Raw genomic sequence first — 24796 nt, forward strand, 5'->3', positions numbered from 1 at the left:
AGCTCCCACAGGGGCCGACGGGGTGCGGGCCCGTCGGGTTTTCTCAGAGGTACTCGGTCGCCGCGTCGAGCAGCCAGTCCGCCAGATAGCCGGCGAACGTCGAGCGCACCAGGACCCAGAATCCGGCCCTGGGTTCGTCCCGGGCGACCAGGACGACCTGGGTGCGGCCCAGTGTCGTCTGGGCGCAGCGGCCGGCGCCGAAGGCCCGCGGGTGCAGGTCCAGCGGACAGCCGTGGGCCAGCAGGTCGTGGGCGCGGGGGCCCGTGACGAGGAGTGTGGTGCGCTGCGCGGAGACGTCGGTGACCGAGACGGTCTCGTCCCCCGCGGCCTCCCGGATCCGGCTCTCCAGGTCCCGCTCGCTCCCCGGCGGTCCCACCAGCAGCCACTCGTCCGGACCGAGCCACAGCGCGGTCAACTCCCCCGCGCGTACGACGGTGTTCGGCTGGAGCGGCAGTTGCAGGTCCAGTGCGAGCCCGACGGCTTCCGCCGCCGCTCCCTTGCCGTCGAGACGCACGTTGAGCTGGGCCAGGAAGGGGAGTTCGGCCAGCCGGATCGCACCCCCGGACGCGTGTGTCGCGGTGGCCAGACGGTCGGCGACATGCGACAGCGGGCTGCGGAGCGGGGCGGTAAGGGCGGTGTCAGCCATCGCGGCGAGCTCCCTCGGGGTCGTAGAGGACAGGGCCGGCGACGGTCACCGGCACCAGTTGGCCGCCGACGGGGGCGTACAGCCGCTCGCCGATGCGGTCCCGGCCGCCCTTGATCAGGGCGAGCGCGAACGTCCGGCCGAGGGCGGCGCTGCGATAGCTGGAGGTGACATGGCCGAGCATGGGGACGGGCGGGGTCGGCAGCACACCGTCGGCGATCAGGTGGGTGCCCTCCGGGAGGAAGGTGCCCGGGTCCTCGGGGAGCAGGCCGACCAGGTGCTTGCGGTCGGGGCGAGTGGTGTCGGCACGGGCGTAGGACCGCTTGCCGACGAAGTCCGGCTTCTTCTTCGACACCACCCAGCTCATGCCGAGGTCCTGCGGGGTGACCGTGCCGTCGGTGTCCTGGCCGATGATCGGGTAGCCCTTCTCGGCCCGCAGGACGTGCATGGTCTCCGTGCCGTACGGGGTGATGCCGTACGGGGCGCCGGCCTCGTACACGGCCTCCCACAGGGCGAGGCCCTGCCACGGGGACACGTTGATCTCGAAGGCGAGTTCGCCGGAGAAGCTGATCCGGCAGACCCGGGCCTCGATGCCCGCGACGGTGGTCTCCCGCCAGGCCATGAACGGGAAGTCCTCGTTGGCCACGGCGAGTTGGGGCGCGAGCGAGGCGAGGACCTCACGGGACCTCGGACCGACGAGCGCGACCGTCGACCACTGCTCGGTCACGGAGGTGCAGTGCACCTTCAGCTCGGGCCACTCCGTCTGGTGCCACTCCTCCATCCAGTCGAGTACGGCGGCGGCGTTGCCCGTCGTCGTGGTGACAAGGAAACGCTCGGGGGCGACGCGGATGACCGTGCCGTCGTCGAAGACCATGCCGTCCGGGCGGCACATGACGCCGTAGCGGATCATGCCGACCTTCAGGGTGCTCATCATGTTGGTGTAGAGCCGGTCGAGGAGGATACCGGCGTCCGGGCCCTGCACATCGATCTTGCCGAGCGTGGAGGCGTCCATGAAGCCGACGCTCTCGCGGGTGGCCCGGCATTCGCGCAGTACGGCGGCTTCCATGTCCTCGCCGTCCTGCGGGTAGTACCAGGGGCGCTTCCACTGGCCGACGTTCTCGAACAGGGCGCCGTGCGCGACATGCCACTCTTGGATGGCGGTCGTGCGGACCGGGTCGCTCAGCACACCCCGGTCGCGGCCCGCGAGGGCGGCGAAGGAGACCGGCGTGTACGGCGGGCGGAACGTGGTCGTGCCGAGCGCCGAGATGTCCACGCCGAGCAGTTCGGCGACGACGCCGCTGGCCAGGACGCCGGAGGTCTTGCCCTGGTCGTTGGCGGTGCCGGCCGTGGTGTAGCGCTTGGTGTGCTCGACCGAGCGCAGACCGGCGCCGGTCGCTCGGAGCAGGTCGTCGACGGTGACGTCGCGCTGGAGGTCGACGAAACGCGGACCCTCCGCGTCACCCGGGACGACGTACACGTGCATCGGCGCCGTCGGCCGTGGCTGCGCGGGCACCTCCGGGAGGCGGGGCGTCTCGGGCGTGTAGCCCTCGCCCTCGACGGCGCGGGCACCGGCGGCCGCGCCCTGTGCCAGGACCGCGGCCGGGTCGAGGACGCCGCTCGCGCTGCCCGCGACCTCGACGGCCTGGCGGCAGGTGTCGGGGACGAAGGAGCCCAGCGTCTCGTCGTGGCGCAGCTTGCCGCCGGACTGGCTGAACAGATGCGCCACCGGGTTCCAGCCGCCGGAGACCAGCAGCAGGTCGGCGGCGAACTCCCGCTGTCCCGCGGACTCTCCGTACGGCGCGACCGTCACGGCGGTGAGGCGTGCCTCGCCGCCTTCCGTGCCGGTGACGGCGTGGCCGGGCAGGACTTCGATACCGGCCGCCCTCGCGCGCTCGGCCCACTCCCCCGGTTCGGGGCGGGTGTCGACGATCGCCGCGATGGCGAGGCCCGCCGAGGCGAGGTCCAGAGCCGCCGCGTACGCGCTGTCGTTGGTCGTGAAGACGACCGCGTGGCGGCCGGGCAGGACGCCCTGGCGGTTGACGTGGGTGCGGGCCGAGGAGGCCAGCATCACGCCGGGGCGGTCGTTGTTCGCGAAGGCCAGCGAGCGCTCGTGGGCGCCGGTGGCGAGGACGACCCGGCGGGCGCGGATGCGCCAGACGCGTTCGCGGGAGACGTTCTCGGGCGCGCCGGCGCCGAGGTGGTTGGTACGGCGCTCGACGGCGAGGAGATGGTTGTCGTCGTAGTAGCCGAAGACGGTGGTGCGGGGCAGAACGCGGACCTCGGGGGCGGCGTCGAGCTGCTCCGTCACGTCCCGTACCCAGTCGAGGTGCTCGGCCGTGCCGAGGAGGCTGCCGCCGAGTTCCGGCTGGTCGTCGGCGATGATGACGCGGGCGCCGCTTCTCGCTGCGGCCGCCGCTGCCGCGAGGCCGGCCGGGCCGGCGCCGACGATAAGCAGGTCGCAGTGGGCGTGTACGGCGTCGTAGCGGGCGGGGTCCGGGTCGGTCGCGAGGCGACCCTGGCCGGGGAGGCTGGTCGCGACCAAGCCGTCGTAGAGCTCGACGGTCGTCGCGGGGAGCATCGGCTCCGGGAAGGGTTCCTCGATCTGGATGACGGCGTTGGGTTCTTCGACGCCGGCGGAGAAGATGCCTCGGGGGCGGCCGAGCTTGATGCTGGTGCCGGCCTGGATGACGCCGTTGGCGAGGAGGGCGGAGGCGAGGGTGTCGCCTCGGTAGCCCTGGTATTCGGTGCCGTCGAAGGTGAAGGTGAGGGGGGTGTCGCGGTCCACTCGGCCGCGCGTGGTGTGGCGGAACGGCTGGCCCGCGGCGGAGCCGTTGATGGGTGCAGCGCCCCCGCCGCCCCTACCCGTCCCATCCTGAAGGGGCTCCGCCCCTTCGACCCCGCCAGGGGGCTGCGCCCCCTGGACCCCCATCGGCCCTGAACGGGCCTCGTCCTCAAACGCCGGACAGGCTGAAATCACTGGCCTCGGCTCAACAGGTGCCGGGCGTTCCTCACCCGTCCTGTACACCGTCAGGATCTCGTTCGTCGATGTGTCCCGCACCGCGTTGAACCAGCGGCGGCAGCCCGCCGCGTGGCTCCAGCGCTCGGCGAAGGGGCCCTTGGGGTTGTCGCGGAAGAAGAGGTAGCGGGCCCAGTCCTCGTCGGAGAGGGACGCCGGGTTCTCCGGGTAGGGCACGTGGGCCTGGCCGCCGTAGTGGAACTCGGCCTCGTCGCGGGGCCCGCACCACGGGCAGGGGATGAGCAGCATGGTTCGGCTCCCTAGTGGGCCACCGCGGCAGCGCCGTGCTCGTCGACGAGCGCGCCGGTGGTGAAACGGTCGAGCGAGAAGGGGGCGTTGAGGGCGTGCGGGATGTCGTTGGCGATGGTGTGGGCGTAGACCCAGCCGACGCCCGGGGTGGCCTTGAAGCCGCCCGTTCCCCAGCCGCAGTTGAGATAGAGGTTGTCGACGGGGCTGAGCCCGATGATCGGTGAGGCGTCGGGGCTGGTGTCGACGATGCCGCCCCAGGTGCGCAGCACGTGGGCGCGGGCGAAGACCGGGAACAGCTCCAGGGCCGCCGCCATCTGCTCTTCGATGATGTGGAAGGCGCCACGCTGGGTGTACGAGTTGTACGCGTCGATGCCCGCGCCCATCACCAGCTCGCCCTTGTGCGCCTGGCTGACGTACACATGGACGGCGTTGGACATGACGACCGTGGGGTGCACCGGCTCCAGGAGCTCGGAGACCAGGGCCTGCAACGGGTGGCTCTGTATGGGGAGTTCGATGCCCGCCATCGCCGCGAGGACCGAGGTGTGGCCCGCCGAGCAGAGCGCGACCTTGCCGGCCGCGATGGGGCCGAGGTTGGTCTGGACTCCGACGACGCGGTTGCCGACCACGTCGAGGCCGGTGACCTCGCAGTTCTGGATGATGTCGATGCCGGCGGCGTCGGCCGAGCGGGCCAAGCCCCAGGCGACGTAGTCGTGCTTGGCGATGCCCGCGCGCGGCTGGTAGGTGGCGCCGAGCACCGGGTAGCGCACGTCCTGCGAGATGTTGACGATCGGGCAGACTTCCTTGACGCCGTCCGCGTCGAGCCACTCCGCGTCCACGCCGTTGAGGCGGTTCGCCTCGACGCGGCGCACACTGTCGCGGACGTCCTGGAGGCTGTGCGCCAGGTTCAGCACGCCGCGCTGGGAGAAGAGGATCGGGTAGTCGAGCTCGTCCGCCAGGCCCTCCCAGAGCTTGAGGGCGTGCTCGTAGATGCCCGCGCTCTCGTCCCACAGGTAGTTGGAGCGGATGATCGTGGTGTTGCGGGCCATGTTGCCGCCCGCGAGCCAGCCCTTCTCCAGCACCGCGACATTGGTGATGCCGTGGTTCTTGGCGAGGTAGTGCGCGGTGGCCAGGCCGTGTCCGCCACCTCCGACGATCACCACGTCGTACGACCGCTTGGGCTCGGGATTACGCCACAGCCAGTCGGGGTGGTCGGGGAGGTCGGCGCCGGGGGTGCGGGGGCTCATCGGACGTCTCCGTCTTCTGAAAGGTGCGGATACTGCGGGTACTTGGGGACGTGCGCGTTCATACGGCGGTGGCGTTCCTCTCGGCGGCCTCGACGACGTTGGCCAGCAACATCGCTCGGGTCATGGGGCCCACCCCGCCGGGCATGGGCGCGACCCAGCCGGCGACCTGGGCGGCCTCCGGGTGGATGTCGCCGACCAGGCCCTCGTCGGTGCGGGTGATGCCGACGTCCAGGACCGCGGCGCCGGGGCGCAGCATGTCCTTGGTGACCAGTCCGGGCGAGCCGGCGGCGGCGATGACGATGTCCGCCTCGCGTACGTGCCAGGCGAGGCCCTTGGTGCCGGTGTGGCAGAGGGTGACGGTGGCGTTCTCGGAGCGGCGGGTGAGGAGGAGGCCGATCGGGCGTCCTACCGTGATGCCCCGGCCGATCACGCAGACGCGCGCTCCGGCGAGCGGTACGTCGTGGCGGCGGAGCAGTTCGACTATGCCGCGCGGGGTGCACGGCAGCGGGGCCTCGACGCCCAGGGTGAGCCGGCCGAGGTTGACGGGGTGCAGGCCGTCGGCGTCCTTGGCCGGGTCCATGCGCTCCAGTACGGCGTTGGCGTCCAGGTGGCGCGGCAGCGGGAGCTGGACGATGTAGCCGGTGCAGGCCGGATCGGCGTTGAGCTCGTCGATCGTCTCCTCGACCTGCTGCTGCGAGGCATCGGCGGGCAGGTCCCGGCGGATGGAGGCGATGCCGACCTGGGCGCAGTCGCGGTGCTTTCCGCCGACGTAGGCACGGCTGCCCGGGTCGTCGCCGACCAGGACCGTGCCGAGGCCCGGCGGGCGGCCGTTCGTGGCCGTCAACTTGGCCACGCGCTCCGCGAGTTCGCGGCGGATGTCGGCGGCGGTCGCCTTGCCGTCGAGCAGCTGTGCGTTCACCGGCGGTGTTCCTTCCATCGGAGTCGACGCGGGATGTCAGCCACGCAGGCGGGACATGGTGGGGTCGAACAGGGGCTCCTCGGCGACGACCGCCTCGATGCGCTGGTCGAAGTAGCCGATCTGTACGGGCGTGCCGGGAGTGGTGAGCTCGGCCGGGAGCCATGCGTAGACGATGCCCTTGCCGATGGTGTAGCCGTAGGCGGCACTGGTGACGTAGCCGACCGGGCGGTCGCCGTCGTACACCGGCTCCTTGCCGAGGACGACCGACTGGGGGTCGTCGATGGTGAGGCAGGTCAGCTTGCGCCGCACGTCGTCCTTGCGGCGCTCCAGTGCGGCCTTGCCGATGAAGTCGCCCTTGTCGAGCTTGACGGCGAAGCCGACGCCGGCCTCGTAGGGGTCGTGCTCGTAGGTCATGTCGGTGCCGAAGGAGCGGTAGCCCTTCTCCAGGCGGAGGCTGTTGAAGGCGCCGCGGCCGGCGATGACACCGCCCAGAGGCTTCGCCGCCTGCCAGAGGATGTCCCACAGCTTCTGGCCCTGGTCGGCGGTGGTGTAGATCTCCCAGCCGAGTTCGCCGACGTACGACAGCCGCCACGCGGTGACCGGCACCGAGCCGATGTAGGCCTGCTTGGCGCGGAAGTACTTCAGGCCGTCGTTGGAGAAGTCCTCGTCCGTCAGGGGCTGGAGGACCTTGCGGGCCAACGGCCCCCACAGGCCGATGCAGCAGGTGCCGGGGGTGATGTCACGGACCTGGACGGTGCCGTCGGCGGGGAGGTGGCGGGTGAACCAGTCGAGGTCCACGTTGCCGTTGGCGCCGATCTGGAAGCGGTCGCGGGCGAGGCGGGCGACGGTGATGTCGCTGCGGATGCCGCCGTCGTGGTTCAGGAGCAGGGTGTACGTCACCGCGCCGACCGACTTGGCCACCTTGCCGGTGGTCAGGCTCTCCAGGAAGTCGGCGGCACCCTGGCCGGTCACCTCCAGGCGCTTGAGGGCCGTCATGTCGTACATCGCGACGGTCTCACGGGTGGCCTGCGCCTCTGCGCCGACGATCGGCGACCAGAACTGTGCCGCCCAGTCGTTGGGGGTCGGGATGGAGCGGCCGTCGGCGAGGCCCGCGTTGGCCTCGTACCAGTGCGGGCGCTCCCAGCCATTCGCCTCCAGGAAGAAGGCGCCGTGCTCCTCCTGGCGGGCGTAGAAGGGGCTCTTGCGGATCGGGCGCGGGTCACCCGTCGGCTGGAGGGGGTGGAGGATGTCGTAGACCTCGACGAAGTTCTGGCAGTCGCGGGCCAAGACGTACTCCGGGGACAGCTGGTGCGGCTCGAAGCGGTTGACGTCGCACTCGTGCAGGTCGAAGGACGAGCAGTGCCCGTCGACCAGCCACTCGGCCATGGCCCGGCCGACGCCCGCGGAGTGGGTGACCCAGACCGCTTCGGCGACCCAGAAGCCCTTGACGTCCTGGGACTCGCCGAGCAGCGGGAAGTTGTCGGTGGTGAAGGAGAACAGGCCGTTGATGCCCTCCTCGACCTTCGCCTCCTTGGTGGCGGGCAAGAGGGACTGGGTCTCGCTCCAGGCTGGCTCGAAGTCCTCCTCGGTGAACTTCAGGACCGACGGCATGTCCTTGGCCTCATCCACGGAGAGGATGTCGTCGGCCGAGATGGGCATGGGGCGGTGGCCGTAGTAGCCGATGCCGATGCCGTCGAAGCGGTCGCGGTAGTAGAGGTCGGCGTCCTGGTGGCGCAGGATCGGGCGGACCGCCTCCTGCGTCTGGCCGGCGAGGGCCGGTATCGGGCCGGTCCAGGCGAGCTGGTGGGCCAGCGGGGTCAGCGGCAGGTTCATGCCGGCCATGCGGGCGATCTTCGGGCCCCAGATGCCGGCGCAGCACACGACGATGTCGGCGGGGATCTCGCCCTGGTCGGTCAGGACGCCGGTCACCTCGCCGTCGGCCTTCAGGACGTCGAGGACCTCGTGGCGGGCCAGGAAGCGCACGCCGCGCTCGGTGGCCCGGCGGATCTGGGCCTCGACGGCGAGGACGGCCTTGGCGAGGCCGTCGGTCGGGACGAGGAGGCCGCCGAGGACCTTGTCGCGGTCGACCAGCGGGTGCTTCTCGACGCACTCGTCGGCGGTCAGGATCCGGGACTCGATGCCCCAGGCGGTGATCCAGCCGTGGCGGCGGTGCAGTTCCGCGAGGCGCTCCGGCGTGGTCGCCACTTCGAGGCCGCCGACCTGGAGGAAGCAGGGCTTGCCGTCGACGTCGAGGGAGCAGAACTTCTCGACGGTGTAGCGGGCCAGCTCCGTCATGGTCTTCGAGGAGTTCGTCTGGAAGACCAGGCCGGGGGCGTGCGAGGTCGAGCCTCCGGTGGCCGGGAGCGGCCCCTGGTCGACCACGGTCACCTCGGTCCAGCCCCGCGCCGAGATCTCGTCCGCGAGAGCCGCGCCAACGACTCCCGCTCCGATGATGACCACACGCGGTCCCGCCATCGCCGCACCTCCGGTTTGTTAACCAGTCGAGCCGATCGAGTTGCTGTCTACGCAACGTGATTCAGGTTGCGCAACTCAATGTGCCTTCCGCGCAGGTGGGTGTCAAGGGTTGCGGGACCTCCGAAAACGGGCCGGAACACGGGCCCTGGCACAGGCCCGGGCACAGGCCGAACACGGCGATGCCCGGCGGGCGGTGCGCATGGGGTGCGCACCGCCCGCCGGGCATGTTCCGACCGGTTCCCTGCTCCCGGCTTCCGCCGCTACTTGATCCAGGCGTCGACCTTGTCGCGGTTGGCGTCGACCCACTTCTTGGCCGCGGCCTCGGGAGTCATCTTGTCCACCGCGATGTACTTCGCCACGACGTTCTGGTCGTCGTTCGTCCAGGTGAAGTTCTTCACCAGGTCATAGGCGGGGCTGCCCGACTTGGCGAACTTCGCGCTGACGATCTTGTCCAGCTTGTACACGGGGTAGTCGCAGTTCACCTTCTCCGCGTCGGCGTCGCAGCCCTCCTTGTACTCGGGCAGCTTGACCTTCTCCAGCGGCACCTCGGACATGAACCACTGCGGCTCGTAGAAGTAGCCGATCACCCATTCCTTGTCCTTCTCCGCCTTGCGGAAGGCCTGGATGAGGGCGGTCTCACTGCCCGCGTACACGACCTTGTAGTCCAGCTTCAGGTTCTTCACCAGCGCCTCGTCGTTGGTGACGAACGACGGGTCGCCGTCGAGGAGCTGGCCCTTGCCGCCGGACTCGGACGTCTTGAACTCGGCCGCGTACTTGTCGAGGTTGTTCCAGTCGAGGATGTCCGGGTGCGCCTTGGCCAGCCACGGCGGCACGTACCAGCCGATGAGGCCTTCGTTGCCGGTCGCCCCGGCCTCGACGGCCGTCTTCTGGTCGGTGATGTACTTCTTCTTCAGGTCGTCGTGACCCCAGTTCTCGACGACGGCGTCGACCTCACCCGTCCCGAACCCCTGCCAGGCGATCTCCTCCTTCAGGTCCTTCTGGGTGACCTTGCAGCCGAGGTCGTTCTCCGCGACGTACGCGATGACCGCCGCGTTGGCCTCGTAGCCCACCCACGGATTGACCGCGAGGTTGAAGGTGCCGCACTTGCCGGAGCTGCCCGAGCCGCCGGCGTCCGAGGAGCTGTCACCGACCTTCGCACCGCCGCAGGCGGTGAGGGTGAGGCCGAGGACCGCTATGCCGGCCGCGCCGACCCTCCAGTGTCTTGCTTGCCTTGCCATGGTCAGTTGCTCCTTACGCGCTGGTACGCCGCGCCGCTGCCTGAGTGATCCGGTCGAACATGACTCCGAGAAGGACGATGGCGAGCCCCGCGGCAAGCCCCTTCCCGTACAGCTGCCCCTGAGAGAAGCCGGCCACGACGTCGTAGCCGAGGGCGCCCGCGCCTACCAGGCCGCCCACCACAACCATCGACAGCACGTAGATCAGGCCCTGGTTGGTCGCGAGGGTCAGGGCGCTGCGTGCCATCGGCAGCTGGACCTTGGTGATGATCTGCCAGGTGTTGCACCCGGCGGAGGTGGCCGCTTCCACGGTGGTCGCGGGCACGTTCCGCACCCCGTCCGCGATGATCTTCATGGCGACGGGCGCGGCGTAGACGACGGCGGCGACGATCGCCGTGAAGCGGGTCGCACCGAACAGCGCGAGGAACGGCACGAGATAGACGAACGGCGGCATGACCTGGGCCGCGTCCAGGCTGGGCCTGACCAGCCGGTCGACGAGGGCGTTGCGCCCCATCCACACGCCGAAGGCGATGCCGAGCAGCATCACGAGCACCGTGGCGACGACGGTCGACGCCAGCGTCGTCATGCTGTCCGACCACACCCCGGTGCCGACCAGCAGACCCACGCACACCGCCGTGGTGATGCCGGCCCGCCAGCCGCCGAGGACGACGCCGAGCGCGATCAGGACCGCGCCGACGAGCCACCACGGGGAGTCGGTGAGCACCGTCTGGAACGGGTTGAGCAGCCCGTTGGTGATGGCGTCGCGGAAGGCGTTGGTGAGGCCCGACAGGTTGTCCTGCGCCCAGGTGGTCACGGTGTCGGCCGTGCTGCGGATGGCGGTGCCCGTGCCGCCCTCGCCGGGGAACTCCGCCGCCCACATGTAGGTGTGCGACAGGTAGATCAGCACCACCGTGCCGACCGCGCCCGCGCCCAGCAGGGGACGCCGCCAGGTCAGGAAACGGTTCTTCGAACGCCGTGCCGTCTCCTCCCGTCCGGCCGCCGCGGTGGTGACCCGGTCCAGCACGATCGCCATGACGACGATGGCCAGACCCGCGTTGAAGGCCGTGCCGACGTCGAGCGACTGGAGGGCCTGGACGACGGTCTTGCCGAGGCCGGGCGCGTCGATCAGGGCGGCGATGGTCACCATGGCCAGGGCGGCCATGATGGTCTGGTTGACGCCCATCACCACGGTCCGCTTCGACATCGGCAGCAGTACCTTCGTCAGGGACTGCCTTCGTGTGGCGCCGAGCGAGTCGGCCGCCTCGACCGTGGTCTTCGGGACCGAGCGGATGGCGTGCGCGGTGATGCGGATCGAGGGCGGCGCAGCGTAGATCAGCGTGGCGATGGTGGCGGAGGCCGGGCCGATCTGGAAGAACAGCGTCAGCGGGGCCAGATAGACGAAGGTCGGCATCGTCTGCATGAAGTCCAGGAAAGGCGTCATGATCCGGTTGAACCGGTCGGACAGCCCCGCCCACACACCCAGCGGGATCGCGAACAGCAGCGCCACGAAGACCGCGGAGACGGTGAGCGCCAGGGTGTCCATACTCTCCTGCCACAGGCCCTGCAGGCCCAGGAAGGTGAAGCCGGCCACGGTCAGCAGCGCGACCCGCCAGTTGCCCAGGGCCCAGGAGGCGTAGCCGGCGATGCCGACGACACCGAGCCAGCCGATCTGCGGGACGGGCCGGTCGACGGACGGCTGTGAGATCAGCTCCTGGACGAAGGTCACCAGGGAGTCGATGACCAGGCGGATCTCGTTGAAGAAGTACAGGAAGAGCGGGTTGGAGTTGCGGTTCGCGCCGATCGAGTCGTTGACGTCGTTGAACCACCGGTGCAGATCGGTCAGGTCCGCCGCCCCCAGGGCGAGGGTCTGCTTACCGCGCAGGGCCAGGAACAACACCAGCCAGACGGCGAGGATCGCCGCCACCACCATGGACCGGCTGACCTTGCGTACCCCTTTGACGGGCGCGGCCGGCTCGGCCGGCTGCGTCTTGTCGGGTTTCTCCACGGCGACGGTCATCACGCGCCGCCTTCCTGCCCGGCGACCACCGCGAGGATCTCCTCGTCGCCGACGATGCCGAGCAGCTTGCCGTTCTCGACGACCTTGACCGGCTTGTCGGCCGCGAGCACCGCCCGGGTGGCCTCCTTCACCACGACGTCCGGGCCGAGCTCGGGACCGTCCAGGGCGTCGCCGTCGGCCGGCGGGCGCATGATCCAGCGCAGGGTGAGCACGTCGCCGCGCGGCACGTCCTTGACGAACTCGCGGACGTAGTCGTCCGCCGGGGCGCCGACGAGCTCGTCGCCGGTGCCGCACTGGACCATCTTGCCGTCCCGCATGATCAGGATGCGGTCGCCCAGCTTGAGGGCCTCGGAGAGGTCGTGGGTGATGAACACCATCGTCTTGCCGACCTCGTGGTGCAGGCGGATGACCTCGTTCTGCATGTCACGGCGGATCAGCGGGTCGAGCGCCGAGAACGGCTCGTCGAAGAAGAGCACGTCCGGGTCGCCGGCCAGCGCCCGGGCGAGGCCCACACGCTGCTGCATTCCGCCGGACAGCTGGTCGGGGTAGGAGTTCTCGTACCCCGCGAGGCCGACCAGCTCGACGACCTCCTGGGCCCGCTTGGTGCGCTCGGCCCTGCCCATGCCCCGGATCTCCAGACCGAACGCCACGTTCTCCACGACGCGGCGGTGGGGCAGCAGACCGAAGTGCTGGAAGACCATGGAGAACTTGCGGCGGCGCAGGTCGCGCAGGCGTTTGTGGTCTGCCTGGCGGATGTCCTCGCCCTCGAAGACGACCTCACCGGCGGTGGGTTCTATCAGCCGGGTCAGACATCGCACCAGCGTGGACTTGCCGGAGCCGGACAGGCCCATCACGACGAAGACCTCGCCGGGCGAGACGTCGAAGTGGACGTCTCGTACGGCGGCGGTGCATCCGGTGCGGTCCATGAGCTCACGGCGGGTGAGGCCGCACAGCTCCTCGGAGTCCGGCACCTGGTCGGCCTTCGGCCCGAACACCTTCCACAGCCTGCGCACGGAGATGACCGGGGTGGAGCCCGAGTCCTGGGGCGTGCCGCGCCGCTGCGGCACCTCGGTCTGTGTGGTCACGTTCGACCTTCTTTCGGCGTTCAGCCGCTGAACCAGCGCTGCGGCCGGGGATGGATGTTCTGCCAGATGTGTTTGGGCTCTCGGTACTCGTTCAGGCCGGTCGGTCCCAGCTCCCGGCCCACGCCCGAGTGCCCGAAGCCACCCCATTCCGCTTGCGGCACATAGGGGTGGTAGTCGTTGATCCACACCGTGCCGTGGCGCAGCCGCCGGGCGACCCGCTGGGCCCTGCCCGCGTTCTGCGTCCAGACGGCTCCGGCGAGTCCGTACTCGGTGTCGTTGGCGATGCGGACGGCATCGTCCTCGTCGGTGAAGCGCTCGATGGTCAGCACGGGTCCGAAGGACTCCTCGTGCACCACACGCATGTCCTGTGTGCACTCGTCGAGCACGGTCGGCGGATAGTAGTGACCGTCGGCCAGCGCGGGATCGTCCGGCCGTGCACCGCCGCAGCGCAGTACGGCGCCCTCGGCGATCCCCGCGGCCACGTACGCCTCGACCTTCGCCAGGTGCTGTGCGGAGATCAGCGCTCCGGTCTCGGCGTCGGCGTCGAAGGGGCCGCCGAGCCGGATCCGCCGGGCCCGGCGGACGACCTCGTCGACGAACCGGTCGTGCAGGGAGTCCTCGACGATCAGCCGCGCCCCGGCCGAGCAGACCTGCCCCGAGTGCAGGAACACCGCCGTGAGGGCGAAGTCGACGGCCGTCTCGAAGTCGGCGTCGGCGAAGACGACATTGGGGTTCTTGCCGCCGAGCTCCAGTGCGACCTTCTTCACGGTCGCGGCGGCGGTGGCCATGATCCGCTTGCCGGTCTCCAGGCCCCCGGTGAAGGAGACCATGTCCACGGCCGGGTCCTCGGAGAGCGGTGCGCCCACCTCGGGACCGGTGCCGAGGACGAGGTTGGCGACGCCGGCGGGGAGCCCGGCCTCCTCCAGCGCCTTCACCAGCAGGATCGAGCTGGAGGGGGTGAGCTCGCTGGGCTTGAGGACGATCGTGTTGCCGGCGAGCAGCGCCGGGGCGACCTTCCAACTGGCCTGCAGCAGAGGGTAGTTCCAGGGGGTGATGAGCCCGCACACACCTACCGGCTCGTAGACGACGCGGCTCACGGCGTCGTCGCGGCCGGTGTCGATCACGCGGCCGGCGTCGGTGCCCGCGAGGCCGCCGTAGTAGCGGAAGCAGGAGACGACGTCGGCGATGTCGTACTCGCTCTCCACCAGCCGCTTGCCGGTGTCCAGTGACTCGGCGCGGGCGAACGCCTTGGCGTCGCGCTCGATGATGTCGGCGGTGCGCAGCAGCAGCGCGCCGCGCTCGCGCTCGGGCATGTCCGGCCAGTGCCCCGCGTCGAAGGCGCGGCGGGCCGCGGAGATCGCCGCCTCGGTGTCGGGGCGCGTCGCCTCCGATACGGTCGCCGCGAGCGTGCCGTCAGCGGGACATCGGATGTCCCGGTGCCCACCGGCGACCGGATCCCGCCATTCGCCATCCACATACAGGTCTGCCACGCGACGAGCCTTTCAATGGAAATGCGTTGCGCATCGTGCACCGTATTGCTTGTGGTGGAACACAGTGGCGAATGGACAGACCGGCGTCAAGAGGTTGGCTGATGACGATTTCACCATGCACACCTTTACTTGCCTGCCCTTGACCACAGGCGACACCGAGCCGACCATGTTGCGTATCGCTCACCTTGTTGTGCAATACGCACCGACGGAGGCCGCACATGTCCCCTCGCCCGCAACCTGGCCGTGAGTACGTCCTCACCCTCTCCTGTCCCGACAGCGCGGGACTGGTCCACGCCGTGAGCGGCTTTCTCGTCAGGAACTCCGGCAACATCCTGGAAAGCCAGCAGTTCGACGACCGACTTCAGGGTCGTTTCTTCATGCGGGTCCACTTCGACGTTTCCGATCCGAACGTCAAGGTGGAAAATCTGCGTTACCGGTTCGGCCCCGTGGCCCAGGCGTACGGCATCTCCTGGGCCCTGAACGAAGCGGCCACGCCGACCCGGACACTGATCATGGTGTCGAAGTTCGGCCACTGCCTGAACGACCTGCTGTTCCGTCGGCGCACCGGCGCGCTCAACATCGAGATCCCGGCGATCGTCTCCAACCACCGGGACTTCGAGAAGCTCGCGGAGACGTACGGCGTCCCCTTCCACCACGTCCCGGTGACCAAGGACACCAAGCCCGAGGCCGAGGCGCGGCTGCTGGAGCTCGTGCGTGAGCTGGACGTCGACCTGGTGGTGCTGGCCCGCTACATGCAGGTCCTCTCCGACGACCTGTGCAAGCAGCTGGAGGGCCGCGCCATCAACATCCACCACTCCTTCCTCCCCAGTTTCAAGGGCGCACGCCCCTACGACCAGGCCTACACCCGAGGTGTGAAGCTCGTCGGCGCGACGGCGCACTATGTGACGCCGGACCTGGACGAGGGGCAGATCATCGAGCAGGACGTGATCCGGGTGGACCACTCGCTCGACCCCGGCGACCTGGTCACGGTCGGGCGGGACGTCGAGGCGCAGGTGCTCGCGCACGCGGTGAAGTGGCACAGCGAGAGCCGCGTGATGGTGGACGGCAACCGCACGGTGGTCTTCCGCTGAGCGGGGGCCACAGTGGGGCGGGACCGGATTCCGGTCCCACCCTTGTCGTATACGACGCCGGACGCGCCGCCTCCCGTCACGGCGACTGCTGGAGGAAGGCGATGAGCGCGGCCGTGAGTTCCGCAGGGGCGTCCTCCTGGACGAGGTGGCCGGCACCGCTGATCGGTTCGAAGCGCGCGCCGGGGACGAGAGCGGCGAGCTCACGCCCCTTCGCCACCGGGATCCAGGTGTCGTCCTCGCCCCAGCAGACGAGCGTGGGGATGCCGATTTCGCCGTACCGGCCCTGGATCTCGTCGGTGAAGCGTTGGTCGGCCTGGGCGATCTGCCGGTAGAAGGCCGCTTGGCCGGGGCCGTCCAGCCAGGGCTCGATGAGCCGGTCGAGGACCGCGGGATGCAGGCCGGGGCTGCTGGCGGAACCGACGTACTCGCGCACCAGGGCGCCGTGCAGCGCGGGCGGCAACCGCTCGAACACATCGGCGTGCTCGCCGACGAGCCGGAAGAACGGGGACCCCCACGGCGCCAGCGCGACCGGATCCACCAGGGCGAGAGCCCGGTAGCGGGCGCCGTGCAGCAGATGGGCCCGCAGGGCGACGGCGCCGCCGAAGTCGTGGGCGATCACGAGGGGTTCCATCAGGTCCCAGTGGCTCAGGAGTTCGGTGAAGACCTGGCCCTGGGCGGCCAGGGACACATCCTGCCCCGCCGCCTTCTCGGAGGTTCCGTAGCCGGGCATGTCCCATACGAACACCTGATGGTCACGGGCGAGCGAACGGGCCACGGCACGCCAGACGTACGACGAGAAGGGCGTGCCGTGCAGCAGGACGACCGGCGGCCGGCCGGGCTGACCCAGCCGGTCCCAGCGGACGCCACCCGATGCGCTGGGGAAGGTTCGGGTCAGCTGCCAGTCGGTGTCCGTTGTCATCCTTCTCCCGGTTCAGCCGCCCAACCGGTCCAGCAGCGCGCGGCGCCACCGCTCCGTTTCGGCGATCTGGTTGAACGTGAACAGATGCAGGCCGGCCACCCCCGCGGAGGGCGCGGTGAGAGCCTCCTCCGCGCGGGACAGCAGCCGCTCGGGTGCATACCCGCCTGGGGCCGCGAAACGCACGAACCACGAGGCGTGCTTCGTCAGGAAGCGCGTCGACTCCCCCACCCCGATCTTCGTTGCCATCGCCAGCAGTTTCGCCCGCTGCACGGGACCGGCGACACCCACATGGACCGGCAGGGCGACGTCCCGACGTCGTATACGAACGAGCCACTCCCCCAGCACCCGCGGGTCGAAGCACAGGTTGCTCACGATGTACGTGGCGTGCTCGCGCTTGTCCCACATCGCCTGGACGGTGATGTCGTCGTGGATGAGCGGATGGCTCTCGGGGTAGCCGGTGACGCCGACGCGGGCGAAGGGTCTGCCCAGCTCGCTCAGCCTGCGCAGCACCGGCAGGGCCCCGTCGTAGACCCCGGCCGGCGGGTCGGAGTCACCGGCCGGGACGAAGACGTCGTCCACGCCGGCCTCGCGGAGCCGGCCCGTGACCTCCTTCAGGTGTACGTCGTCCCGCAGCAGTCGCGCCGGCACGTGCGGGACGACCCGGTAGCCGTGTGCCGCGAGCCGGCCGGCGAGGTCGAGGGTCGGCTCCAGGCCCTTGACCGGCGACGCCGTCACGGTGACGACGACGTCGCGCGGTACATGGGCGAGGACCTTGTCCTCGGTCGCCTTCGCGGGCAGCACTTCGTAGCGAACGCTGTTCAGCAGCGCCCGGAGCCCTGCGGCGCCCAACTCCTACTCCGCCTGCTTCTGGACGTCACGGTGGCGGTAGTACGCGGCTTTCGACGGCGCCAGCGGCTCCTTGCCGAGGATCAGGTCGGCGGCCTTCTCCGCGACCATCATCACCGGGGCGTAGATGTTGCCGTTGGTGACGTACGGCATCACCGACGCGTCGACGACGCGCAGGCCCTCCACGCCGTGCACCCGCATGCTGGTGGGGTCGACGACGGACATCTCGTCGGTGCCCATCTTGCAGGTGCAGGACGGGTGCAGAGCGGTCTCGCCGTCCTTGGCGACCCAGGCGAGGATCTCCTCGTCGGTCTCGACGGACGGTCCGGGCGAGACCTCCCCGTCGTTGTAGGGGGCGAGCGCGGGCTGGTTGAGGAGCCCCCGGGCCACCCGGATCGCCTCGACCCATTCGCGGCGGTCCTGCTCGGTGGAGAGGTAGTTGAAGCGCAGCGCCGGATGCTCGCGCGGGTCCTTGCTCTTGATCTTCACCGAGCCGATGGCGTCGGAGTACATGGGCCCCACGTGCACCTGGTAGCCGTGGCCGCCGGCGGGCACGGAGCCGTCGTAGCGGACCGCGATGGGCAGGAAGTGGAACATCAGGTTGGGGTAGTCCACGTCCTCGTTGCTGCGGGCGAAGCCGCCGGCCTCGAAGTGGTTGGTCGCGGCCGGACCCTTCCGGAACAGCCACTGGAGGCCGATGAAGGGGGCCCGCCACTTCGCCAGGTACGGCTGCATGGACACGGGCTGCTTGCAGGCGTACTGGATGTACACCTCCAGGTGGTCCTGCATGTTCTCGCCGACGCCGGGGAGGTCGTGCACGACGTCGATGCCCAGCGCCCGCAGTTCCTCGGCGTTGCCGACGCCCGAGAGCTGAAGCAGCTGCGGGGAGTTGATGGCACCGCCGCACAGGATGACCTCTTTGGCGCGGACCTGCTGAAGCGCTCCCCGGCCGCGCTGGTATTCGACACCCACGGCGCGCTTGCCTTCGAACAGGACGCGGGTGACGAGGGCACGGGTCCTGACGGTGAGGTTCGGCCGCTGCATCACGGGCTTGAGGTACGCCTTCGACGCCGAGAGCCGCCGTCCGCGATGGACATTCCGGTCGAACTTGGCGAAACCTTCCTGCCGGTAGCCGTTGACGTCGTCCGTGGGCGCGTATCCCGCTTCCTCCGTGGCTTTGAGGAAGGCACCGAAGAGGGGGTTGGACGCCGGGCCGCGTTCGAGGACGAGGGGGCCGTCGTGGCCGCGGAACTCGTCGTCCGGGTCGGCCGCCAGACAGTTCTCCATACGCCGGAAGTACGGCAGACAGTGCGCGTAGTCCCAGGTCTCCATGCCCGCATCGGCGGCCCAGCGCTCGTAGTCCATGGGGTTGCCGCGCTGGAAGATCATGCCGTTGATACTGCTGGAGCCGCCCAGCACCTTGCCGCGCGCGTGGTAGACGCGCCGGCCGCCCATGTGGGGCTCGGGCTCGGACTCGTACTTCCAGTCGTAGAACCGACTGCCGATGGGGTAGGTCAGCGCCGCGGGCATATGGATGAAGACATCCCACGGAAAGTCCGACCGGCCCGCCTCCAGGACCAGTACCCGGTTGGCCGGGTCCGCGGAGAGCCTGTTCGCCAGCGCACTGCCGGCCGAACCGCCACCGACGATGACGAAGTCGTACTGCACAGGAGCCATGGTGCCTCGTCTCGCTCGCGCCGTAGATATGCGAGGCATGCTAGACCCGGTCGCGTCATACGCACCAGGTTGCGAAGAGCGCAACTTCAAGATCTTGATTTCGACGGCGTTACTTGCAGTGACGTTGTTTACTACGCGTATAGTTTCACTGTGAGCAACTACAGCCCAGACACAGAAACGTCCAATTCACATGCCGGCGGCGTGCAGTCGGTAGACCGCGCCATCAGCGTCCTGGAGATTCTCGCGCAGCGCGGCGAGGCGGGCGTGAGCGAGGTGGCGGGCGAGATCGAGGTGCACAAGTCGACCGCCTTCCGGCTGCTCGGCGCGCTGGAGGCGCGCGGTCTGGTGGAACAGGCCGGCGAGCGCGGCAAGTACCGGCTCGGCTTCGGCATCGTGCGCCTGGCCGGCGCGGTCACGGGCCGTATCGACATCACCCAGCAGGGCCGACCGATCTGCGAACGCCTCGCGGAGGAACTCGGCGAGACGGTCAACATCGCCGTCATGCAGGAGCACTACGCGATCAACCTGTACCAGGTGCGCGGCCCGGGAGCCATCACCGCGCACAACTGGGTCGGGCAGCTGACTCCCCTGCATGCCACCTCCAGCGGCAAGATCCTGCTGGCGCATCTCCCCACCAAGGAGCGCGCCGCGCTGCTGTCCTCGGCCGGCATGAAAAAGGTCACCCCGCGCACCATCACCGCCAAGACGAAGCTTGAGAAGAACCTCACCGAGGCGCGGGAGCGGGGCTACTCGATCACCCTGGAGGAACTGGAGGTCGGACTGCACGCCATGGCCGCCCCGGTCCGCAACCGGGACGGCGACGTCATCGCGGCACTGAGCGCCTCCGGCCCCGGGTACCGCCTGACCGAGGAGCGCCTGCACGAGCTCTCCCCGATCCTGCTCAAGGGCGCCGAGGAGATCAGCCACCGGATGGGCTACCTGGGCTGAGTCACGCCTGAGAGATGCCCAGGCGCTCGTTCACCCAGTCGTGGAACGCGCCGATGTGGTGCTCGCTGGGCACCAGCACGCCACCCTTGGCATACAGCCGGGAGCTCATTCCGGGCTGCGTACGCTCGCAGGCGTCGAAGTCCTGCTGGTTGACCCGGTGGAAGAGTTCCACGGACCGGCTGACGTCCTTGCCGCTCTCGACGACGTGCGGGAGGTACAGCCAGTCGCACTCGACGATCGTGCGGTCCACGGACACCGGGTACATCCGGTGGAAGATCACATGGTCGGGCACGAGATTGATGAACACCTGGGGCTTGACGGTGATCGCGTAGTAGCGGCGGTCCTGGTCGTCGGCGACCCCGGGAATGCGGTCCAGACCCTCCGAGCCGTCGACGGTGAAGCCCTGGACCTCGTCGCCGAACTCCGCGCCGTGGCCCACGTAGTACTGGGCGGCGTAACCATCCGCGAACTCCGGGAGCACCTCGGTGAGTTCGGGGTGGATCGTGGCGCAGTGGTAGCACTCCATGAAGTTCTCGATGATGAGCTTCCAGTTGGACTTCACGTCGTACGTGATCCGCTTGCCGACGGAGAGGTTGTCGATGTCGTAGCGCTCGATCGACTCGACGTCGCCGAGACGGGCGACGATCTCACCGATGACGTCCTCCTCGAAGGAGGGCGGGTTCTCCGCGAGGCAGACCCAGACATAGCCGAGCCATTCGCGCACGGCCACGCTCACCAGGCCGTACTCGGTACGGCCCACGTCGGGCATCTTGGTGAGGTTGGGCGCCGCGACGAGCTTGCCGTTCAGGTCGTACGTCCAGGCGTGGTACGGGCACTGGAAGGCGCGCTTGACCTCGCCGGTCTCCTCGGTGCAGAGCTTGGCTCCGCGGTGCCGGCACACATTGAAGTACGCGCGGATGCTGTTGTCCCTCGCCCGGGTGACGAGGATGCTCTCGCGGCCCACGTCGACGGTGCGGAACGCGCCGGGCTTGGCCAGCTCGGAGGCCCGCGCGACGCAGAACCACATGGTCTCGAATATGTGTTCCTGCTCCTGGGCGAAGAACTCCGGGTCCGTGTAGGAGGAGCCGGGGAGAGTGGCGATCAGGCTGTCCGGCAGACTGGTCGAGGTCACGGTGCACTCCTCGGGAGAACGTCGTGGAGGGGTCATTCACGCGCCGGGAAGAGCGACTCCGGACGGCGTTGTGTATGGAGCAACGCTGCGTGCTATGTGCAACCGCAGCATGGGATGCCGCTGGGGCGGTGTCAAGATGCGGGCGGCGTCAGGATGCGGTGGCGGCGAGCTGCTTGCGCCAGCGCGTGAACAGCCGCGGCTGGTTCATCCCGAGCACGGCGACCGGGTCCCCGGCCCGCCGGTAGACGGCCAGGACGTCGCGGTCGTCCGCGGCGCCGGCCTCGATGGTGACGCTGTCCGCGCCGGCCGCGTGACCGGCGAACTGGATCTTCACGCCGTACTGGTCGGACCAGAAGTACGGCGGCCGGGGCACGCCCGGTTCCACCGCACCGCCCGCCAGCAGTGCGGCGATCGCGGCGTCGGGCCGTTCCCGCGCGCCGGTCCAGTGCTCGACGCGGCGATGGAAGCCCGCGCGCGGGTCGTACCAGTTGGCGCAGTCACCGACCGCGACCACGCCGGCCAGGCTGGTGCGGCCGTCGGCGCCGCACTTGACGCCGTTGTCGAGAGCGATGCCGGAGGCTTCCAGCCACTCGACGTTCGGGCGTGCGCCCACACCCACGACGACGATGTCGGCGGGGATGCCGCGGCCGTCCTCCAGCAGGACGGCGTCGACGCGGGCCTCCCCGCTCAGCCCCTTGACGCCGACACCGCACTCCAGCCGCACACCGTGGTCGGTGTGCAGGGCGGAGACGATGGCGCCCATGGTCTCGCCGAGCGCTCCGGCGAGCGGTGTCGGGGCGGCCTCGACGACGGTCACGTCGAGCCCGAGGGCGTACGCGGTGGAGGCGACCTCGGCCCCGATGAAGCCTCCGCCGATCACCACCAGCCGTCCGCCGCGGGACAGTTCGTCCCGCAGGGCGCGGGCGTCGTCCAGGGTGCGCAGCGTGTGCACTCCGGCCAGGCCCTCGGAGCCGGGCAGCGTGCGTGCCGCGGCACCCGTCGCGATGACGACGCCGTCGGCCTGCACCTCCCGCCCGCCGGAAAGCCGCAGGGTGCGGGCCGCGTGGTCGAGCCCGGTGGCGCGGACGCCGAGGAGCCACTCCGCCCGGAGGTCCTCGTCGTCGGTCTCCAGGGCGAGTTCGGCCTCGCCGACGGTGCCGGCCAGGAACTCCTTGGACAGCGGGGGCCTGTCGTACGGGCGGTGGAGCTCGTCCCCGACGACGACCAGCCGGCCGTCGTAGCCCCGCTTGCGCAGTGAGCGCACCGCCGACAGTCCGGCCAGCGAGGCGCCGACCACGGCAACCGTCCTCACGCGGGACCCCCGGCGAGCCGGGCCGAGATGCAGGGCGGCAGGTTGGGCGCGTCGGTGGACAGACGGACGTAGATCATGCCGTCCTCGACGACGACCTCGTGCGTCCGGACCGGGAGCTTGGCCGGCGGGGCATCGACAGCGCCGGTCCTCAGGTCGAACTTGGAAGCATGCAGCGGGCATTCCACCTCGCAGCCCTCCAGCCAGCCGTCGGCGAGCGACGCGTCCTGGTGGGTGCAGGTGTCGTCGATGGCGAAGAGTTCGCCGTCGTCGGTGTGGAACACCGATACCGGCGGATCGATGTTGAGCCGGTGGGCCTCGCCTTGAGGGAGATCCTCAAGACGGCACGCGGGAATCATCATGACACCTCGGTGCGTATAACGAAACGGATTGCGGTAAGCGCAACATCAGTCTGAGGTCGCCCTGAACCCTTGTCAAGGCATTCAGAGGGCACTCTGGGCCGTCGATTTCGTTGCGTCATGAAAAACTCGACTCACATAGAACAACAGCAGCCCGCCATATCGGCTCGCGGGGGCCGCGAGCCGAGGGCGGGCGCTTGAGGGGTCGCCGGGAGGCGTCAGAAGCCGCGGTCGATCCACTCCTGGAGGTGCGGGGCCTCCGCGGCGATGCTGGTCGTGTCCCCGTGTCCGGTGTGCACGACGGTCTCTGCAGGCAGCGTCAGCAGCCGGTCCCGGATCGACTCGACGATGGTCGGGAAGTGGCTGTACGACCGTCCCGTCGCCCCTGGCCCGCCGGCGAACAGCGTGTCGCCGCTGAAGAGCGCCGCGAGGGCCGGGGCGTGCAGGCAGACCGCCCCGGGGGCGTGACCCGGTGTGTGCAGCACGGTCAGCTCGACACCGGCCACCGAGATGCCCTGGCCGTCGGTCAGTTCGGCGTCCGGCGCCCGGTCGGGGTGGGTCTGCTTCCACAGCGGCAGGTCGTCCGGGTGGAGAAGGACCGGGGCGCCGGTGCGCGCCGCGAGTTCGGGCGCGGCGTCGATGTGGTCGTTGTGCGCGTGGGTGCACACGATCGCGATGAGGCGCCGGTCGCCGACGGCCGCGGCGATGGCGTCGGCGTCGTGCGCGGCGTCGATGACGATCGCCTCGTGGTCGTCGCCGACGATCCACACGTTGTTGTCGACGTCCCAGGTGCCGCCGTCCAGCGAGAACGTCCCCGAGGTGACGAGGTGCTCGATGCGGGCGGCCATCAGAGGACCACCACAGAGCGCAGCACGTCACCGTGGTGCATCCGCTCGAACGCCTTCTCCACCTCGTCCAGCGAGATGGTCTCCGTGACGAATGCGTCCAGGTCGAGCCGGCCCTGGAGATAGAGGTCGATGAGCATCGGGAAGTCGCGGCTCGGCAGGCAGTCGCCGTACCAGGAGGACTTCAGGGAGCCGCCGCGGCCGAAGACGTCCAGCAGCGGCAGTTCCAGCTTCATCTCCGGGGTGGGCACGCCGACCAGGACGACCGTGCCGGCGAGGTCACGGGCGTAGAACGCCTGCTTGTACGTCTCCGGGCGGCCGACCGCCTCGATGACGACGTCGGCGCCGTGGCCGCCGGTCAGCTCCCGGATCGCCTCCACCGCGTCGACGGACTTGGAGTTGACGGTGTGGGTCGCACCCAGCTTCTCGGCGGTCTCCAGCTTGCGGTCGTCGATGTCGACCGCGATGACCTTCGCCGCGCCCGCCAGGTTCGCCCCGGCGACCGCCGCGGCCCCGACACCGCCGCAGCCGATGACGGCGACCGAGTCGCCCCGGCCGACCTTGCCGGTGTTGATGGCCGCGCCGATGCCCGCCATCACGCCGCACCCCAGCAGACCGGCGGCGGCCGCCGACGCGGTCGGGTCGACCTTGGTGCACTGCCCGGCCGCGACCAGCGTCTTCTCCGCGAAGGCACCGATGCCGAGCGCCGGCGACAACTCGGTGCCGTCGAGCAAGGTCATCTTCTGCTTGGCGTTGTGGGTGTTGAAGCAGTACCACGACTCCCCCCGCCGGCAGGCACGGCACTGACCGCACACCGCACGCCAGTTGAGGATCACGAAGTCGCCCGGCGCGACGTCGGTGACCCCCTCCCCCACCGACTCCACGACACCCGCGGCCTCATGGCCCAACAGGAAGGGGAAGTCGTCGTTGATGCCGCCCTCGCGATAGTGCAGATCGGTGTGGCAGACCCCGCATGCCTCGATCTTCACCAGCGCCTCACCCGGGCCCGGGTCAGGCACGATGATCGTTTCCAGGCTGACGGGGGCGCCCTTGCCCCGCGCGACGACAGCACGGACCTGGTGCGTCATGGCCACTCCTCGGCTGGTCGAGACTTGAATCAGATGTTGCTCATTACGGCACACATCTCACGTGTCGCAACACAGCATCGTTGAGTGCCGACCGGGGGTCAAGCAGCGCGACGAGGTTCCGTCGGCCGGGCGGGATCGCGGTCGGAGCAGCACGAACGCCCGGCGGGGCCGTGGCCGACCATGTCGGTGTCACGACCCCGCCGGGCGCG

At 69.8% G+C, this 24796-nt stretch carries 19 protein-coding genes; 2 read left to right on the plus strand and 17 right to left on the minus strand.

The window, feature by feature from the left end:
* Nucleotides 1-43: 43 nt before the first annotated feature.
* The 9 genes from PBV52_RS06765 to PBV52_RS06805 form a co-directional block, all read right to left on the minus strand.
* Complete coding sequence (locus PBV52_RS06765; RefSeq protein ID WP_274237372.1) at nucleotides 44-646, minus strand: sarcosine oxidase subunit gamma; 603 nt, start codon at nucleotides 644-646, stop codon at nucleotides 44-46.
* Nucleotides 639-3908 (minus strand): sarcosine oxidase subunit delta family protein, encoded by a 3270-nt coding sequence (locus PBV52_RS06770; RefSeq protein ID WP_274237373.1) that lies wholly within the window; start codon nucleotides 3906-3908, stop codon nucleotides 639-641. The genes PBV52_RS06765 and PBV52_RS06770 overlap by 8 nt, the downstream gene beginning before the upstream one ends.
* A gap of 11 nt (nucleotides 3909-3919) precedes the next feature.
* A complete protein-coding gene (locus PBV52_RS06775) occupies nucleotides 3920-5152 on the minus strand; it encodes a sarcosine oxidase subunit beta family protein (RefSeq protein ID WP_274237374.1) in 1233 nt (410 codons plus the stop codon).
* 58 nt (nucleotides 5153-5210) lie between these two features.
* Nucleotides 5211-6071 (minus strand): bifunctional methylenetetrahydrofolate dehydrogenase/methenyltetrahydrofolate cyclohydrolase, encoded by an 861-nt coding sequence (locus PBV52_RS06780; protein WP_274237375.1) that lies wholly within the window; start codon nucleotides 6069-6071, stop codon nucleotides 5211-5213.
* 36 nt (nucleotides 6072-6107) lie between these two features.
* A complete protein-coding gene (locus PBV52_RS06785; protein ID WP_274237376.1) occupies nucleotides 6108-8546 on the minus strand; it encodes an FAD-dependent oxidoreductase in 2439 nt (812 codons plus the stop codon).
* Between the two features lie 260 nt (nucleotides 8547-8806).
* Nucleotides 8807-9784, minus strand: a complete 978-nt coding sequence (locus PBV52_RS06790; protein ID WP_274237377.1) for an ABC transporter substrate-binding protein — start codon at nucleotides 9782-9784, stop codon at nucleotides 8807-8809.
* A 13-nt stretch (nucleotides 9785-9797) separates the two neighbouring features.
* On the minus strand, nucleotides 9798-11798 hold the full coding sequence (locus PBV52_RS06795; protein WP_274237378.1) for a proline/glycine betaine ABC transporter permease: 2001 nt from the start codon (nucleotides 11796-11798) through the stop codon (nucleotides 9798-9800).
* Nucleotides 11798-12883: a glycine betaine/L-proline ABC transporter ATP-binding protein gene (locus tag PBV52_RS06800; RefSeq protein ID WP_274237379.1), complete on the minus strand. Its 1086-nt coding sequence runs from the start codon at nucleotides 12881-12883 to the stop codon at nucleotides 11798-11800. The genes PBV52_RS06795 and PBV52_RS06800 overlap by 1 nt, the downstream gene beginning before the upstream one ends.
* A 20-nt stretch (nucleotides 12884-12903) precedes the next feature.
* A complete protein-coding gene (locus tag PBV52_RS06805; protein WP_274237380.1) occupies nucleotides 12904-14373 on the minus strand; it encodes an aldehyde dehydrogenase family protein in 1470 nt (489 codons plus the stop codon).
* A gap of 218 nt (nucleotides 14374-14591) precedes the next feature.
* Here PBV52_RS06805 and purU point away from each other — a divergent pair, with 218 nt between their 5' ends.
* Entirely contained in the window at nucleotides 14592-15464 is an 873-nt protein-coding gene (gene purU, locus PBV52_RS06810) for a formyltetrahydrofolate deformylase (protein WP_274237381.1), read from the plus strand.
* Between the two features lie 76 nt (nucleotides 15465-15540).
* Here the strand turns inward: purU and PBV52_RS06815 are convergent, their stop codons facing one another.
* Genes PBV52_RS06815 through betA form a run of 3 tightly spaced genes read right to left on the minus strand, consistent with a single transcriptional unit; the run spans nucleotide 15541 to nucleotide 18906 of the window.
* The gene (locus tag PBV52_RS06815) at nucleotides 15541-16383 is read right to left on the minus strand and encodes an alpha/beta fold hydrolase (RefSeq protein WP_274237382.1); all 843 of its coding nucleotides are present in this window, start codon (nucleotides 16381-16383) and stop codon (nucleotides 15541-15543) included.
* Between the two features lie 12 nt (nucleotides 16384-16395).
* Nucleotides 16396-17232 (minus strand): 5,10-methylenetetrahydrofolate reductase, encoded by an 837-nt coding sequence (locus PBV52_RS06820; RefSeq protein ID WP_274237383.1) that lies wholly within the window; start codon nucleotides 17230-17232, stop codon nucleotides 16396-16398.
* Nucleotides 17233-17235: 3 nt separating this feature from the next.
* On the minus strand, nucleotides 17236-18906 hold the full coding sequence (gene betA / locus PBV52_RS06825) for a choline dehydrogenase (protein ID WP_274237384.1): 1671 nt from the start codon (nucleotides 18904-18906) through the stop codon (nucleotides 17236-17238).
* Between the two features lie 201 nt (nucleotides 18907-19107).
* On the opposite strand from betA, the gene PBV52_RS06830 reads away from it, so the two are divergent.
* Nucleotides 19108-19854: an IclR family transcriptional regulator gene (locus PBV52_RS06830; protein WP_274237385.1), complete on the plus strand. Its 747-nt coding sequence runs from the start codon at nucleotides 19108-19110 to the stop codon at nucleotides 19852-19854.
* 1 nt (nucleotide 19855) lies between these two features.
* Here PBV52_RS06830 and PBV52_RS06835 read toward each other — a convergent pair whose 3' ends face one another.
* The 5 genes from PBV52_RS06835 to PBV52_RS06855 all read right to left on the minus strand — a co-directional run bounded on the left by PBV52_RS06835 (nucleotide 19856) and on the right by PBV52_RS06855 (nucleotide 24587).
* On the minus strand, nucleotides 19856-20986 hold the full coding sequence (locus PBV52_RS06835) for an aromatic ring-hydroxylating dioxygenase subunit alpha (protein WP_274237386.1): 1131 nt from the start codon (nucleotides 20984-20986) through the stop codon (nucleotides 19856-19858).
* Between the two features lie 148 nt (nucleotides 20987-21134).
* Nucleotides 21135-22298 carry an NAD(P)/FAD-dependent oxidoreductase gene (locus PBV52_RS06840; protein WP_274237388.1) on the minus strand — a complete coding sequence of 388 codons (1164 nt, stop codon included), beginning with the start codon at nucleotides 22296-22298 and terminating at the stop codon, nucleotides 21135-21137.
* Entirely contained in the window at nucleotides 22295-22657 is a 363-nt protein-coding gene (locus PBV52_RS06845; RefSeq protein WP_274237389.1) for a bifunctional 3-phenylpropionate/cinnamic acid dioxygenase ferredoxin subunit, read from the minus strand. The genes PBV52_RS06840 and PBV52_RS06845 overlap by 4 nt, the downstream gene beginning before the upstream one ends.
* Nucleotides 22658-22872: 215 nt before the next feature.
* The gene (locus PBV52_RS06850; protein WP_274237390.1) at nucleotides 22873-23502 is read right to left on the minus strand and encodes an MBL fold metallo-hydrolase; all 630 of its coding nucleotides are present in this window, start codon (nucleotides 23500-23502) and stop codon (nucleotides 22873-22875) included.
* Complete coding sequence (locus PBV52_RS06855; protein ID WP_274237391.1) at nucleotides 23502-24587, minus strand: S-(hydroxymethyl)mycothiol dehydrogenase; 1086 nt, start codon at nucleotides 24585-24587, stop codon at nucleotides 23502-23504. The genes PBV52_RS06850 and PBV52_RS06855 overlap by 1 nt, the downstream gene beginning before the upstream one ends.
* Nucleotides 24588-24796 lie beyond the last annotated feature (209 nt).

Origin of the sequence: Streptomyces sp. T12 (genome assembly GCF_028736035.1) — a bacterium.
GTDB lineage: Bacteria > Actinomycetota > Actinomycetes > Streptomycetales > Streptomycetaceae > Streptomyces.